Raw genomic sequence first — 14759 nt, forward strand, 5'->3', positions numbered from 1 at the left:
GGAGCTTAAGGTAAAAAGAAAAAAAGAAGCTACTTTAAGCAAAAGGCTTTCACTTTTTTTCTCAAAATGTTCCATGCCAATACGCTTAGAGACTCTGCCCTACAAGATACCCCGAAGCCCACGCAAAGTGAAGGTTAAAACCTCCGCAATCGCCGTCGATGTCCAACACTTCGCCGCAAAAATAGAGATTGGCTATTGTTTTTGACATCAGATTTTTTGCCTCTAGTTCGCGTACGTCCACGCCGCCAGCGCACACTTCCGCACTTTCAAATCCCTTGGTCGCCTTTACATGTAAACGCAAAGCCTTCAACGCAAAGACGATCTTTTTGATCTCTTTGGCTCCGAGTGTCGAGGCTTCTTTGATGTGCGTTAGGCGCGTGTTTTCGATGATAAAATGGGCTAATTTTTTAGGAATCATCCCCTCCAACCACAACGAAAGCGATTTGTCTTTGGCGACACTCAGCCTTTTTTGAAGCAAAGAGGTCAGTGCTTCACGCGAAAGTGTCGGCAAAAGATCGAGCACGACATACACGGGTTCATCGTGAACCAACGCATGCGACGCTTTGCGACTCAAATCTAAAATCGCCGAACCGGAAAGCCCGTACGCGGTAAAAAGCAGATCGCCCTGCACGCTTTGGCATTTTTGATTGTCGATGTAAAGCTCGACAATGGCGTCCATCTTCACGCCGCCGACCTCTTTAAGATGCGGCTCGTCGCACACAAACTGCACCAACGAAGGGTACGGCTCAATGACGCTATGCCCCAAGGTTTTCGCAAACGCATAGCCGCTTCCGGAACTTCCAAGGGTTGGCATTGCAACACTTCCCGTGGCAATCACGCAGGCATCAAAAGTATGCGTTTGCGCGTTGACATGTAAAATAAATTCCACACCTTTTTGCTCGATTTTGGTCACTTCCGATTCCAGCAAAACGTTGACATGTAAAGCTCTGACTTCATGCAACAGCATATCGACCACACTGGAGGCTTGATGGCTCATCGGGTAAAGACGGCCTTCTTCGCCTTCGCGCATTTCCAACCCCAAAGAGCGAAAAAACGCTTTACATGTAAGCGTATCAAAACGTCGTAACGCCTCTTTGGCAAAGCTGGGAGATGCGCCATGGTAACGCTCAAGGCTGATTTTTTCATTGGAGATATTGCATTTACCGTTCCCCGTAGCTAAGATTTTGCGCCCGACTTTACCGTTTTTTTCAAAGAGCGTGACATGTAAGCCTTTTCGCGCCGCTTCGATCGCGCAGACAAGCCCCGACGCTCCTGCTCCAATGATGGCAACACGACTCATAAAAGCTTCATGCCTTCGTCGTTGACTTCAAGTTTTTTCGCCTCAATCAGTTTGGTGAGGGCGCGTTTATACGCCTTACGGCTTAAGCCGAAACGTTGTGAAATCTCCTCGGGCGTACTTTTATAATTCATTTCGCATGCTCCGCCGCTTGCACCTAAAATCTCTACGATCTTCGCCGCGGCAACCTCGTCGCTTTTATCGCCGATGGGACGCAATACGATGTCGAGTTTACCGTCTTTGCGAAGGGTTTTGACGTAACCTTTTTTTTCATCGCCCACCTCAACGGTCTCAAAAATTTCATTGTGAAAGATGAGCCCGTCGTAAAGATTGTTGACGATCACTTTAAAACCAAGGGGGGTTCGCTCACGTACCAAAAGGCTGACTTCTTGTTTGAGCTTCAAGGCACTCAAATCCTTTTTGAAAAAGTCATGGTACTTTTGCGTTCCGATGATGCGTCCCGTCTCATCGTCCAAGCTAACCTGAACGATCACCTTCATGCCCACATAAAACGGAAATTTTTGCAACGCTTTGGGAACCAAAAGATCTTTGGGCAAACCCCAGTCCAAAAAAGCACCAAAGGGCGTTACGTCGACCACTTCAAAACAGCCAAATTGATCCAACATCGCCTTGGGAAACGTGGTACTTGCCACGATGCGATCTTCCGAGTCAAAATAGACAAACACATCGATCTCATCGCCCTCTTTCATCGCGTAACTCACGTATTGGTTGGGCATGAGGACTTCGTCTTTGTCTTCACAGATCAGGTAAACGCCGTTGTCGGTATAACGGTTGATTTTGAGACGATTCTTTTCGCCTACAAGCAAGTATCGGTTCATTTGTCCTCGATTATTTTACAGCGATCGTGCATATCGCTGAGTTCCATATTTAAAGCGCGCGTCGAGATCATCACTTCCCAAAGGGAGATAAACAGCGAAATGCACATCGCAATCAAACTGAGTCCAAAAATTTTTTTCCCTAACTCTAAAATGCCCAAGAAAAGGTCAAACATCGAGAAAGTACAGAGCAAAATGGAAAGTACGCCGAAAAATTGCATCCATTTAGTCAGTTCCAAACGGTGTTTGAGGCTTTGGATTTGTTTGTACTCTTCACAATTTTCGCGCTCGCTGGATTGTCGATGCAACATCCGTACAAGTTGCGCAACGGCTAAGAAACGGTTGGTGTACGCCAATAAAAGAAGCGAAACGGCGGGGAATAAAAGTGCGGGGGTTGAAATTTCAATCTCCATGGTTATCCTTTACAAAATGTCCTTTTATTGTACCTTAAAACGGCTTGCGGCAAACCAAACTTTATGCTTTCCTGCGCTATAATCTAGTCATTCTAAAGAGACGGAAACGATACGAATGCTTGAAAATATTGCACAAATGCTTTGCTCCAAAGAGAAGTTATTGACCGAAATTTATTTTGATCTTCAGCTCTTTTTTGAGGAAAAATACGGCAAAAATACGATTGTCTTTATGGAAATCGGCTCTTTTTTCGAAACCTACGAAGTCAACAACGAAACCCACCAAATCGGCAAAGCCAAAGAGGTAAGCGAGCTTCTCAACATCCAACTCACGCGTAAAAACAAATCCATTTTAGAAAACTCCGTGCAAAATCCTCTGCTTGCGGGCATCCCCGCCGTTTCGCTCGATCGCTATTTGAGTCGTTTGGTACAGGCGAAAAAATACACGATCGTCTTAGTGCGTCAAAAAGGCGAACCGCCTCACGTCAAACGCTACATCTCCAATATCATTAGCCCCGGAACCAATTTCGATTACGTCATCGAATCGAGCGAAAACTATCTCGTCTCCTTACTGATCGACTGTAACCATCACATTTATTCCGTCGGCTACAGTGCCATCGACGTCAGTACGGGCAAAACCGTTATTAACGAAGTTCACGGCACAAGGGAAGATAAAACCTACGCGCTCGATGAAATTTTCAACCTTTTACAAACCTACAAAACGAGTGAGATCGTGCTCACGTTTAACACCGAAAGCATCGATAAAGAGTGGGTGCAAAACTACCTTGAAATCACGCCGAGCGTCTCGCACAGCTTCAACACAGAACGCCTTAAAGTCGCCTACCAAAACGAACTGTTCGGACGCATTTACGCCATTCGCTCTTTGCTCTCTCCCATCGAATACCTCGACATCGAACGCTATCCTTACGCCAGCGAATCGTTGGCGATTTTGTGCGATTTCATCATCGAGCACGATGCCGGCATTATCGAAAAGATGAGCCGACCGATCCTTCTTGGAAACAGCCGTTACCTCTACATCGGCAATAACGCGCTCGAACAACTGGGGATCATTTCGCGTAATCCTTCCGAAATGACCCTACTGAACCTCATCGACCAAACCTCCACCGCTATCGGCAAACGGCTTTTAAAAGAACGCCTTTTAAACCCTATTTGCGACCTTAAAACGCTTCAAGAGCGTTTCGATCTAAGCGCGCAACTGATGAATGATTATAAAAAATTTGAAATTGCGCTCAAACAAGTGTATGATTTGGAGCGCATTTTAAGACGCATCGCACTCAAAAAACTGCACCCTTTGGAGCTCGATTACCTCGCTACGTCGCTCGAATCGCTTTTGAGCATTTTGCGCGAAGCGGAACTGAAACAAATGGCGATTCCGAAAAATCTTTTTGACGAAAGCGAAGCCCTGCTTTGCATGCTTCAAAAAACGTTCGTGTTGGACGTGTGCGCGAAATTTCGTAAAGACCAGATCAACGAAAACCTTTTTCAAAGCGGCATCTTTCCGCAAATCGATAAAATCGAACACGCTAAAAGCGAGCGTATGAAGGCACTCGAACGCATTGCCGAACATATCGAAAGCTTTTTCGACGAGAGCCAACGCACGACGCTCAGCATCGAATGGTTAGAAAGCGAGGGGCATTATATTTCGATCAGCAAAAACCGTTTTGCCCTCATCGAAGACAAACTGATGCAAAGTTTTATCACGATAGGCGAGCAACACTATTTTTTCAAAGATTTTACGTTTCGACGACTGAAAAACAGCGTCAAGATCTCCGCCTCTTTGATCGAAGAAATCTCCCACGAAATCACGCTAAACAACGTTCACATGATCGCCTTGGTTAAACAACGCTATGATGAAATACTCGAAAAGATCGAGACCCATTACGCCTTAAGTTTGGAGCATCTCATCTCTTTTGTCGGAACCCTCGACGTCGCGCTCAGTAATGCCAAATGTGCCGTTTTATACAACTACGTGCGTCCCGAAGTATTGCCGATGCAAGAGAAAAACCGCTTTATCGAAGTCGTGGGGCTTCGCCATCCGTTGATCGAATCGCGCGAAGAAAACGGCATCTACATTCCCAACGATCTTTTTTTAGGCTCGATCACCCCTTCGATCACGCACGATCACGTCACGATCGAAGCATGTTCGGGCGATACGGTTCAGGGCATTTTACTCTACGGCATTAATTCTAGCGGTAAATCATCCTTGATGAAAAGCCTTGGCATTGCGGTCATTATGGCGCAATCGGGTTTTTTCGTTCCCTGCGCTTCGATGCGTTTTAATGTTTTTGATAAGATTTTTACGCGCATTATGAGCCACGACAACCTCTATAAAGGGCTTTCGACGTTTACGGTGGAAATGTTGGAACTCAAAAATATTTTCAATCGCGCCACGCCCTACTCGCTTGTTTTGGGTGATGAAATCAGTCACGGAACCGAAACCGAATCGGCCCTCGCCATCGTGGCAAGCAGTATTCAAAAAATGCACGTGCTCGGTCCTGCGTTCGTATTTGCCACGCATTTGCATCAACTCACTCGACTAACAATCATCGGTGCACTTCAAAACGTGATTGCCCTGCATTTAGGCGTGAGTTACGACGAAGAACACGATACGCTTCTGTACAACCGTAAGTTAGAAATCGGCAGCGGTAGCTCGCTCTACGGCTTGGAATTTGCCAAATCGCTTCATATGGATGCCGAGTTTATTAAAACCGCTTACGAAATTCGCAACCGATTGGCAAACGAATTGGGCGAAGTCGAACTGTTAAAACAGAAAAAACGTAGCAAATACAACAAAAACCTCTATCTGTCAAAATGCGCGCTCTGTGACGAATATGTTGAAGAGGTACACCACATCAAAGCCCAAGAGAGTGCCGATGAACATGGCAACATCGAGCATTTTCACCAAAATCACCGCTATAACCTCATCCCGCTTTGCGCCAAACATCATAAAATGGTGCATGAGGGCAAAATCGTTATCGAAGGTTTCGTGATGAGCAGCGAGGGATTAAAACTCCACTACAAAGAGAAGACGTAAGAAGCGGCAAGCACTTCTTACATGTAAAAACTTACGCGGTTTTAAACTCGGCAAGCGTCGCGCTGAGATTCTCGGATAAACGCGCCAAATGTTCTGCTGCCGAAGCGATTTCCTCGACGCTTCTGGCATTGGAGCTTGAAAGAGCGTTAATGGTTTCGATTTTTTGAATAATCACGCTTTGAATACGCTCGACGTTTTGTTTGGACTTCACGACCACGCGATCGGTCGCTTCCACGCTTTGCCCCAAAAGCGATACCGCATCTACCGTTTGCGTGCTCACGTTGTTGGAGTAGGTACTGAGCGTTCCGATGCGCTCGGCATTATGGTTCATCTGACCGCTAATGTCGCCGATCGCTTGAACGATAACGTTAATCGTTGCATTGGTCTCGATCAAGCTTTTTTGCGTACGTTCGGCCAGTTTTCGAACCTCATCGGCTACGACGGCAAAACCGCGTCCGTGCTCACCCGCACGTGCGGCTTCAATTGCGGCATTGAGGGCTAGAAGGTTGGTTTGATCGGCAATATCGCCGATGACGTCTAAGACGCTTTTGACTTGTCCGGCGTCTTGAGAGAGTTGATTGAGTCGATCGTTGATCTGCATTTCGGCTTGAACCGTTTGCTCTAAATGCCCTAACGTTTCTTGCAATACGGACTGTACTTTCAAAAGACTGTTTTGTGCCGTCGTCGTTACGTTTTTCACGGTCTGAACGTCGTCGTTGGTTTCAACGATTTCCCTTGCCACTTTTTGCGCTTCAAAAACCGCCTCTTTAAGAGCACTCGCCTCTTCTTCCGCACGTTTACCGATCTGCAAACTCGTGCTGGAGAGCTCCTCGGCAACCGAAGCGTTTTCAAGAGCGTTCGTTTTCGCGTTGTTAATCGCGGCGTTAATGTCTGAAAGGAGTTCGTTTTGCATCTGCGCAATATCGTTCATCTCGTCTTGATTGCCGCTATCGATGCGCGAAACGAGCGATTTGTTCGTACGAATGAACCCGATACCCTCTTTGGTTTTTTCGATCGATTGATTGATCGAGCGGATAATAAAAAAACAAAGTCCTAACGCAAAGAGCGAAACGGCAACCAACGTGACTTCCGAGAAAATTTTCGTACTGTCCAAACGTTCAAAATTGGCTTGAAGAACCCCTTCTTCCAGACTGTTCGCATCTTTACTAATACCTTCAAATAAAACGGCAGACTCTTTGGTTAAGCGCGTTAGCATCGTATACTCTTCCGCGTGTTCTTGGCTAAAATGCGGATCGTTGACTTGCGTGCCGTATTTTTTAAGGATTCCCAAACGCGGAGCATTTAAAGCATACCATTTTTGAATATCCGCTTCGAGTTTAATCAATGCTTCTTTATTATGAACCGATAGCAAAATCGTTTTAAGGTACGAAAGGCTCTCTAAAAGCTCTTTATAATTGCTCTCCAAACTCTTCAATTGTTCTTCTTTCCCCAAGAGTTGAAAACCGCGTAATTCCATCATACAGGTTACAAGCGACGTTTCGGCGTTAGCGAGTGTCGAAAGGCGAATTGCCGTCATTTTTCCGTCGTTGTTAGACTTAATAATTTGATAACCTAAAATAATAAATCCTACGGTCAGAACAACCAGCAAGATCACCAATTTGCTTCGAATCGTCGCAAACATCTTTTCTCCTTAGCCCGATAAAATGAGCAATCTTATAATCCTAATACTTAAAATCTGCTTGTTAAAGGCTCTATACGATGGGGTTTTTACTAATTTGATACGTTATATTTTGAAAGAAATAATCAACAACGAGATACGCAAAAAATGTAATCTCGTTGCCTTGAAAGATATACTATGCGAGCAATAACGCTTCGCGAAGTTCGTCTACGACTCTTTTTGAACGGAGTTTTTCTACCAGCGTAAGTGCAAAGTCCATAGCGGTAGAGGGACCTTGAGAAGTCGTAACGTTCATACTCTGAACAACTTTTTCCGTCGCATCGTACCCTTTTTGAGGAATGTGGGAGTGAAAATCGGGATAACATGTAAAGCGTTCTTTTAAAACGCCGGCGGTATACAGTGCATACGGAGCGGCGCATATGGCGGCAATCTCTTTACCTTGCGCGTCAAACGTTTGAAGCCAATGCTGAACGGTTGCGTCGGCGGCTAAATTGGTAGCTCCCGGAAGGCCGCCTGGTAAAACGATCATATCGAAATATTCGGGATTTTGTTCGCTTAAAAAAGCATCCGCAACCACGCTAATTGCGTGCGCACCTTTGACATGTAAGCTTGTATGCAATGAGACCGTTACGACGTTAACGTCGGCTCTACGTAAAATATCGACGAGGGTAACGGCTTCTATTTCTTCGAAACCTTCGGCTAAGGGAATTAAAACATTTTTGCGCATCTTTTTCTCCTAATGGGTCTTGGGAAAAATTATAGCACGAAAAGAGGAGGCATAACGCCGATGACGCTATGCCGATGGAGAAGTTATTTGACTTTTTCTAAGTATTCGCCGCGTACGGTGTCAACTTTGATGACGTCACCCTCAACGACGTGGAAAGGTACTTGAACGACCGCGCCGCTCTCAAGCGTTGCCGGTTTTTTACCGCCTTGCGTATCGCCTTTAAAGTTCGGCGGCGTCTCTACGATTTTAAGTTCAACAAATTGCGGAGCTTCCACGCTGATGGGTTTGCCGTTGTGATACAACATATCCACGTTCATTCCGTCGATAATCCAATCTGCCGCATCGCCGACTTGGTCGTGCGTTAACGCGATTTGCTCGTAACTGACGCTGTCCATAAACTGTAAAAACTCGCCGTCGTCGTATAAAAACTGCATAATTTTATCTTCCAAGTGAGGCGTTTCGCATTTATCGCCCGCATGAAACGTTTTTTCAATCACTTTGCCGTCTAAAAACGATTTAATTTTGCAACGAACGAACGCCGCGCCTTTGCCCGGCTTGACGTGTTGGTACTCCACAATTTTGTAAGGAACACCGTTAATTTCGATCTTCAATCCTTTTTTTAAGTCGCCCATAGAGATAGAGGCCATACATTCTCCTAATTTTTAGTTTTTGCCATTATAGCGAAAAAAAGCACGACTACAAAATCGTTAATTTTTATACATTATATTGTATATAAATTTCTTTTTTATGTATTTTTTATTTGTTTTAAAGAATTAAATATCTATTATTTTGATTAAATAATAAATTAAATAGTATGTTTTATATATTTTAATGAATATTTAATACGTTAATTTGTATTATAATAAGATGAAAACAAGCGATATCATCAATCTTTTGCACAATGCCGTCGAAGCCGAAAATATGGGGAAGAAAATTTCTCAGAAAAAAATGGCGGAAACATGCGGCATTTCCATGCGCACCTATCAGGAGTGGAGACTCGGAAGTAGCGCGCCCCTTGGGATTCCCGTCGTATTTAATATGCTCGGGATGCTAAAGGATGAAGATATTATTAGACTGGTTCGGAAAATTAACGACGGGCAAAAAGGAACGGTATGACAAACTTGACGGTCAGCGAGAAAGTGGCTCTTGAAGAAGTATTTGAATGTTTACGCGATACGCGTTGCCGTAAAATCGGACTCATGAATAAACGACTGTTCGTCTATCGCCTTTTGCGCCTGATTGCCTCGACACGAAAAAGAGTCTTACATGTAAAACGCTAAAATCCCGTTTTACATGTAAGCATTAAAGAGAATTCGTATTATCCAATAAAACCGGAACGACGATCAACGAAGCGACGACAGCCGCAATCGTTCCGAAAATCAACGCAACGCCCAATCCACCGAAAATCGGATCCGCCGCCAGCAACGTACTCGCCAAAATAATCGCCGCCGCTGTGAGCATGATCGGTTTGGCACGCGTAGCACTTGCATGGGCGATCGCCTCTTTTTTTGCCATACCGTGTGCGATCATCGCTTGCGAAAAATCGATCAGCAACAATGCGTTACGCGAACTAATCCCCATCAACGAAATAAAACCTATTAACGACGTCGCCGTTAAGAAGAACGTCCCGTGCGAAAAGAGATCCATAATCCAATGCCCGACGATCACGCCGATAATGGAAAGAAAACTCCCTAAAAGTACGATTCCCGAAAGCGCAAAGCTTTTATAATACACGACCATCAGCAAAAAGATTAAAACCAATGCCGCGATAAACGCACCGCCTAAATCGCGAAACGTATCCATCGTCACTTTCATTTCCCCGTCCCACACCAGATCGTAAATCTCGCCGCTTTGCTTATCCTTAAGCCGTAAATCGAACAGGTGTGTACCGCTAATGTCGTAACGCGCTTGAAAATGTTCTTTGATCGCACTTCGCGCTTGTAAAAGCGGATAGACTTGCGACACCAAATCCGCTTCCGCGACGATACTGACCATTTTTTGAAGATTTTTCGACAAAATCGTCGGCGTAGAGAGCACTTCTTCAACGCGAACGACTTCACTCAAAGGCACGCTCAAGCCCTCATCGTTCATCAGCACTAAAGATGCGAGTTTCGCACTTAACGCCTCTTTGCTCATCTTCTCTAAGCTTTTGGACGCATCGCTAAAAACAAGAAAAAGCGGGATTTGCGTCGGAGAATCGGAACGATTTTTATACGTCACGTTCATACCTTCAAAGCCCAAATAAAGCAAACGGTGAATCCGCTCGATGCTCAGTTTCGCACGTGCAGCTTTGTCATGGTCGATTCGAAGCGAGAGTTTAGGGTAAATATCGTCATGCATAATATCCACGTCTTTGAGATCGCTCGTCTTCGCCAAAATCGTCTTAATCTCTTCGGCAAGCGCGCTTAAACGCTCGGTATTTTCGCCGTAAAGCTCAACGACGATCGCCGCTTGCGTCGGAGGCCCTGCGGGTTGTTCGACCATCTTAATCGACGTTTGCGCTACCAAAGGCTCACAGGTACGTTGAATCGCTCCGCGTAAACGATGCACCATCATGTAAGACTTTTCCTCTCTTTGGTGCGTATCGGTCAAATTGACCACAATCTCGCTGACATGTTCGCCGTTTTTAAAGCTCGATCCTTTGACAAGACCGGCATAATCCAACGGCGAGCCCATGCCGTTAAAAACTTCGATATCCGTAATCTCTTTTTCCTTTTGCAAAATCGAAACGATGCATTGATTGACGTTTTGCGTCTGCACGTACGAACTCCCGTTGGGCAAATCGACGTAGATCGAAAAAGTATTGGTACTTTTCCCCGGTAGCATTTTTGCCAAAACGATTTTACTCGGAAACATCAACACCGAGAGGATAAATGCCAATAACGTCAACACCAGCACCAAACGTTTTTTTCGAGGCACTAGCAAGATACCGTAAACAAACTGCTCAAAGCGTCGCATCATGATTTGCCCCTTCTATCACCTCTTTTTTCTTCAAAAATCTACGCGCTAAAAAAGGTGTAAAGATATAAGCGATTAAGAGCGAAGCACTCATGGCAACGGGCACGTTCAGCGGTATGGGCTTCATAAACTCTCCCATCATCTGCCCGACAAACGCCATCGGAACCATCGTCAAAATAATCGCAATCGTCGCTAAATTGGTCGGTGCTCCGATCTCGTCGGTCGCTTCCACCAACAGATCGTCCATCGGTTTGTCTTTCGCGAATTTATCGTGCAAATGGCGATGGATGTTTTCGATGACGACGATCACGTCGTCAACCAAAAGTCCAAGACTCAGTAAAAAGGCAAAAAGCGTAATCCGATTGATGGTTTGACCGCTGACGTATGCGATAAAAATCGTAATCGACAAAATTGCCGGAACCGTCAAAATGACGATAAGCCCTTCCCTCCAGCCCAAAATAAAAATGAGCAAAAAAGCGATGATCACGATAGAGATAAACAAGTGAAACACCAACTCGTTAACCGCGTCGTTGGCACGTTCTCCGTAATTTCGAGTTAACGTATAACCGATGCCCTCTTTGTCCAACATAGGTTTTTGCGCTTCAAGACGCGCTAAAACGTCTTTGGCAATCAACACGGCGTTGGAACCTTTGAGTTTGGAAACGCTTAGCGTCACTTGTTCTTGCAGCGGGCTTAACGTCCCGTCACTTTGCCTAACGCTAATCAAGGCACTTTTTTTATTTTGAACGTCATATCCTAAGCCAACCGTTGCCACGTCTTTGAGGTAAATCGCCGAAGCCCCGTAGTGTGCAACGATCAGGTTTTGAATATCTTCGACATTTTCTAAGACGTTTTTAACGCCGAAAACGACGAGCTTGCTATCTGTCGTATGGTTTGTCACTTCCGGTAAACGCATGCTAAGCCCGTTAAGTGCGCCGACGATTTGCTCCATGCTCAAGCGATAACCCGCCAATTTACGCAAATCGACTTCAATGTTAAATTGCTCTTTATGTTCGCCTTTAATCTCGGTTTTAGCGACGTTAGGGACGTCGCCCAAACCGTTGCGGATCGCTTCGACTTTTTGATACAAACGTACAGGATCGATTTTGTGTCCCGCTTTGGCATAAAACGCAACCGATAAAATCGGAATATCGATGTCGATGTCTAAGGGTCTCACCAACGGAGAAGAAGCACCGCTTGGAAGCTGATCAAGGTTTTGCATCACTTTATCGTAGAGTTTGAGATTGGAAGCTTCACGGTTTTCTCCGATATAGTACATTACGTTGACGATACCCACGTTGTCGCTGGCGATACCGTATATATGCTCGACGCCTTTGATCTCTTTAATGCGTCGCTCCAAAGGGCGAACGACGACTTGCTCGACTTCCGCGGCACTTGCACCCGGAAGCGTTACGATCACGACGCCGCCGCTAATCGATATTTGAGGGTCTTCTTCTCTGGGCATCATCAAAAGAGCGATAATGCCTAAAACGATCAGCGTAATGCCCAAAATCATCGTCAGCGGATTGTGTAAAAAAAGGCGCGCCAAAAAACCGGCAAGGTATTTTTCTTTGTACGTACGCATTAGCGCTCACCGACGACAACCGTCGCATACATTCCCGGATACGCGCGCGCTTCATGACATGTAAACGATGTTTTGAGTTTAAACGCGTGCGTCATAGGATTGGAACTCGGTACGATGGCTTCGATTTTTCCTTCGCTTTTGCATCCGATAGAAGGAATATCCACGCGAACGTTTTGTCCGATTTGAATCGTACCTAAATAACTCTCGGCGATCTCCGCGACGATTTTTAAATGCGTTATATCCGAAAGCACCAAAGCCGGAACACCCGCTAACGCCATTTCTCCCGCTTCGATATGTTTTGCGATCACGACGCCGTCGTTGGGAGCTTTAATATCAAGATAGCGGTACTGATTGGAAACCTCTTGGCGTTTTTGTTTGGCTTGCGCGATCTGCTTTTGGGCGATCTCGCTCATTGCTTTGAGATTGGAAGCGGAAAGCTCCAAGTTTTCCACGTCCGCTTTGGAAACCATATCTTTGGCAAAAAGGCGTTGATGCCGCTCAACGTTGAGCTTGGCGTTGGCATATTGACTTTGATACATCTGATACGACAATTCCGCTTGTGCGATCGCCAAATCGCTTTGCGCCAATGCCGTATCGATCTCTTTGGAATCGATACTGTAAAGTAAATCGCCTTTTTTGACCACATCGCCCTCTTTCACGCGCACCTCTTTAACGTAGCCCATGTAGCGGCTGGTGATACTTTTTTCGTTATCCGATACCACGCTGGCACTCAACGTTAAATCCGCACTCGACGCACTTATCGAAAACGCTAAAAAAGGCAATACCCAATATCCTAAACGTATGGTTTTCACTGAAGTTCCTTTGCGGCAATTTTTTCCAATTCGAAGATGACGTCGTTACGTGCGTTTTGTGCTTCTTGAAGCTTCATAACCGCACGCAACGCATCGGATTGCTTCACAATCACCTCGCTCATCGAAGCGAGTTTTTGCTCATACCGACCGGTGTAATTTTCATAAACCGTTTGGGAGAGTTCAACCTCTTTTTTGAGACTTGCGATTTCGTATTCGTACATGTGCATTTGCGTCTGCAAGCGTCGAATATGCCACACTATCGTCTCTTTTGCCAAGCGCGCTTCGCTAGCCGCCTTCAAATTGCCCACACGCGCTTTTTCGAGTCCCGCTTTATCTGCACCGCCGTTAAAGAGATTCCATTTCATCTGTAAGCCTACGGTATACGCGTCGTGACTCGAAAAATCGTTCATCAAACGATCGTCGCTACTGCCGTATTGCACGAAAGCTCCGATTTGAGGCAAGAAATTGCTCTCTTGTAACGATACGTTCATTTTGGAAACCGCTTCACTTTGCTCTGCCTTCTTAATCGCACGATTTTCGTTGAGCATGGTCTCTAAAGGTATATCCAGATGCAACTCGGCTTCGTAATTTCCGACAATCGATTCGACGTTTTCGTTGAGAAGAAACGAAAGGTAATGGTACAAAAGGGTTTCGTTGGCTTTGGCTTGTTCGACGAGGCGCTCCACATCGGCACGCTTGGTTTGCACCTCCAAAATATCCACTTTTTTCGCATAGCCCTCCTCATGCATAGCGACTGCTCTTTGCTCGAGTTTTTCAATATTGTGAGCGATCAAGCCGAGGCGATAGAGGTGATTTTTCAACAAACTCAGCGCATAAAAACTTTTTTTGACCTCTGCAATCTTTTGAACCGTGAGCTCCTCGCGCGAAAGCGTACTTAATGCCTTCAAAGCTTGTGCCATTTTACGATACTGCTCGATTTTACCGCCCGTATACAGTGGAATCGTATACGTTACGTTGGTCGAAAAGAGATTGCGGTCTTTGGGATTGTTCAAATCATCGGAGCGTATATCCACGACATTGGGATCGCTTTGGTTTTTAATAAAATCTTTAAATCCGAAATCCGCAAACGAAGCTTCTCTGGATTGTAATTTATAGCCGAAAACATTCAAGGCATCGTTACTGCGAAGAGCGTATTGATTGAGATCCAAAGAGCCGTAAGCTGCCGAAGAAGCGATTTGGTATTCAAGCTCCTTGATCTGCTCGTCCATTTTCGCCGCATCGATTTCAAGGTTATTATGTTTTACTTTTTCGATAGCCGCATCAAGGCTTAAAGCAGCAGCACCGAAAGCATACGCTAGTAAGGCACACATGATCACGATAATTTTCATATAAGGTTTCTCCCTAAATCGATCTGTAAGACGATAGCGTGGATAGTATCACATTTTATTTGCCTCTTTATTGATCGAAAAAAATTAAGCA

At 45.3% G+C, this 14759-nt stretch carries 13 protein-coding genes; 3 read left to right on the forward strand and 10 right to left on the reverse strand.

Translation table 11 applies throughout. From position 1 onward, the window contains the following. Positions 1–85: 85 nt before the first annotated feature. The 3 genes from UCH003_RS10215 to UCH003_RS10225 are packed head-to-tail and all read right to left on the reverse strand — an operon-like array spanning position 86 to position 2546. Positions 86–1300, reverse strand: coding sequence for an NAD(P)/FAD-dependent oxidoreductase (locus tag UCH003_RS10215; RefSeq protein ID WP_060826443.1), 1215 nt, complete (start codon positions 1298–1300; stop codon positions 86–88). Beyond that, on the reverse strand, positions 1297–2136 hold the full coding sequence (locus tag UCH003_RS10220) for a CvfB family protein (RefSeq protein ID WP_060826444.1): 840 nt from the start codon (positions 2134–2136) through the stop codon (positions 1297–1299). The genes UCH003_RS10215 and UCH003_RS10220 overlap by 4 nt, the downstream gene beginning before the upstream one ends. Beyond that, positions 2133–2546 (reverse strand): DUF2721 domain-containing protein, encoded by a 414-nt coding sequence (locus tag UCH003_RS10225; protein WP_025343985.1) that lies wholly within the window; start codon positions 2544–2546, stop codon positions 2133–2135. The genes UCH003_RS10220 and UCH003_RS10225 overlap by 4 nt, the downstream gene beginning before the upstream one ends. Positions 2547–2661: 115 nt before the next feature. Between UCH003_RS10225 and UCH003_RS10230 the strand changes: the two genes are divergently transcribed. Further along, positions 2662–5598 (forward strand): MutS-related protein, encoded by a 2937-nt coding sequence (locus tag UCH003_RS10230; RefSeq protein WP_060826445.1) that lies wholly within the window; start codon positions 2662–2664, stop codon positions 5596–5598. A 31-nt stretch (positions 5599–5629) separates the two neighbouring features. Here UCH003_RS10230 and UCH003_RS10235 read toward each other — a convergent pair whose 3' ends face one another. The 3 genes from UCH003_RS10235 to efp all read right to left on the reverse strand — a co-directional run bounded on the left by UCH003_RS10235 (position 5630) and on the right by efp (position 8611). Beyond that, complete coding sequence (locus tag UCH003_RS10235; RefSeq protein ID WP_060826446.1) at positions 5630–7240, reverse strand: methyl-accepting chemotaxis protein; 1611 nt, start codon at positions 7238–7240, stop codon at positions 5630–5632. 172 nt (positions 7241–7412) lie between these two features. Beyond that, positions 7413–7964 carry a DJ-1 family glyoxalase III gene (locus tag UCH003_RS10240; RefSeq protein ID WP_060826447.1) on the reverse strand — a complete coding sequence of 184 codons (552 nt, stop codon included), beginning with the start codon at positions 7962–7964 and terminating at the stop codon, positions 7413–7415. A gap of 83 nt (positions 7965–8047) precedes the next feature. Further along, on the reverse strand, positions 8048–8611 hold the full coding sequence (gene efp / locus UCH003_RS10245; RefSeq protein WP_060826448.1) for an elongation factor P: 564 nt from the start codon (positions 8609–8611) through the stop codon (positions 8048–8050). A gap of 220 nt (positions 8612–8831) precedes the next feature. Here efp and UCH003_RS10250 point away from each other — a divergent pair, with 220 nt between their 5' ends. Next, positions 8832–9080, forward strand: coding sequence for a hypothetical protein (locus UCH003_RS10250; protein WP_039672375.1), 249 nt, complete (start codon positions 8832–8834; stop codon positions 9078–9080). Further along, the gene (locus UCH003_RS13690; RefSeq protein WP_156143364.1) at positions 9077–9244 is read left to right on the forward strand and encodes a hypothetical protein; all 168 of its coding nucleotides are present in this window, start codon (positions 9077–9079) and stop codon (positions 9242–9244) included. Before UCH003_RS10250 ends, UCH003_RS13690 begins: the two co-directional genes overlap by 4 nt. A 22-nt stretch (positions 9245–9266) precedes the next feature. Here the strand turns inward: UCH003_RS13690 and UCH003_RS13945 are convergent, their stop codons facing one another. The 4 genes from UCH003_RS13945 to UCH003_RS10270 are packed head-to-tail and all read right to left on the reverse strand — an operon-like array spanning position 9267 to position 14668. Further along, positions 9267–10925 carry an efflux RND transporter permease subunit gene (locus UCH003_RS13945; protein WP_060826449.1) on the reverse strand — a complete coding sequence of 553 codons (1659 nt, stop codon included), beginning with the start codon at positions 10923–10925 and terminating at the stop codon, positions 9267–9269. Further along, entirely contained in the window at positions 10909–12507 is a 1599-nt protein-coding gene (locus UCH003_RS13950) for an efflux RND transporter permease subunit (protein WP_060826450.1), read from the reverse strand. Before UCH003_RS13950 ends, UCH003_RS13945 begins: the two co-directional genes overlap by 17 nt. Beyond that, positions 12507–13310, reverse strand: coding sequence for an efflux RND transporter periplasmic adaptor subunit (locus UCH003_RS10265; protein ID WP_060826979.1), 804 nt, complete (start codon positions 13308–13310; stop codon positions 12507–12509). The genes UCH003_RS13950 and UCH003_RS10265 overlap by 1 nt, the downstream gene beginning before the upstream one ends. Positions 13311–13315: 5 nt before the next feature. Continuing rightward, positions 13316–14668 (reverse strand): TolC family protein, encoded by a 1353-nt coding sequence (locus UCH003_RS10270; protein ID WP_060826451.1) that lies wholly within the window; start codon positions 14666–14668, stop codon positions 13316–13318. Positions 14669–14759 lie beyond the last annotated feature (91 nt).

The organism is Sulfurospirillum cavolei (assembly GCF_001548055.1).
Taxonomy (GTDB): Bacteria; Campylobacterota; Campylobacteria; order Campylobacterales; family Sulfurospirillaceae; genus Sulfurospirillum.

What these genes read in the sequence shown, in the direction of transcription:
- UCH003_RS10235 (WP_060826446.1), bottom strand. Translation starts at nt 7,240, where the DNA reads ATGTTTGCGACGATTCGAAGCAAATTGGTGATCTTGCTGGTTGTTCTG.
- UCH003_RS10230 (WP_060826445.1), top strand. Translation starts at nt 2,662, where the DNA reads ATGCTTGAAAATATTGCACAAATGCTTTGCTCCAAAGAGAAGTTATTG.
- UCH003_RS10225 (WP_025343985.1), bottom strand. Translation starts at nt 2,546, where the DNA reads ATGGAGATTGAAATTTCAACCCCCGCACTTTTATTCCCCGCCGTTTCG.
- UCH003_RS10220 (WP_060826444.1), bottom strand. Translation starts at nt 2,136, where the DNA reads ATGAACCGATACTTGCTTGTAGGCGAAAAGAATCGTCTCAAAATCAAC.
- UCH003_RS10240 (WP_060826447.1), bottom strand. Translation starts at nt 7,964, where the DNA reads ATGCGCAAAAATGTTTTAATTCCCTTAGCCGAAGGTTTCGAAGAAATA.
- UCH003_RS10250 (WP_039672375.1), top strand. Translation starts at nt 8,832, where the DNA reads ATGAAAACAAGCGATATCATCAATCTTTTGCACAATGCCGTCGAAGCC.
- efp (WP_060826448.1), bottom strand. Translation starts at nt 8,611, where the DNA reads ATGGCCTCTATCTCTATGGGCGACTTAAAAAAAGGATTGAAGATCGAA.
- UCH003_RS10215 (WP_060826443.1), bottom strand. Translation starts at nt 1,300, where the DNA reads ATGAGTCGTGTTGCCATCATTGGAGCAGGAGCGTCGGGGCTTGTCTGC.
- UCH003_RS13950 (WP_060826450.1), bottom strand. Translation starts at nt 12,507, where the DNA reads ATGCGTACGTACAAAGAAAAATACCTTGCCGGTTTTTTGGCGCGCCTT.
- UCH003_RS10270 (WP_060826451.1), bottom strand. Translation starts at nt 14,668, where the DNA reads ATGAAAATTATCGTGATCATGTGTGCCTTACTAGCGTATGCTTTCGGT.
- UCH003_RS13945 (WP_060826449.1), bottom strand. Translation starts at nt 10,925, where the DNA reads ATGATGCGACGCTTTGAGCAGTTTGTTTACGGTATCTTGCTAGTGCCT.
- UCH003_RS13690 (WP_156143364.1), top strand. Translation starts at nt 9,077, where the DNA reads ATGACAAACTTGACGGTCAGCGAGAAAGTGGCTCTTGAAGAAGTATTT.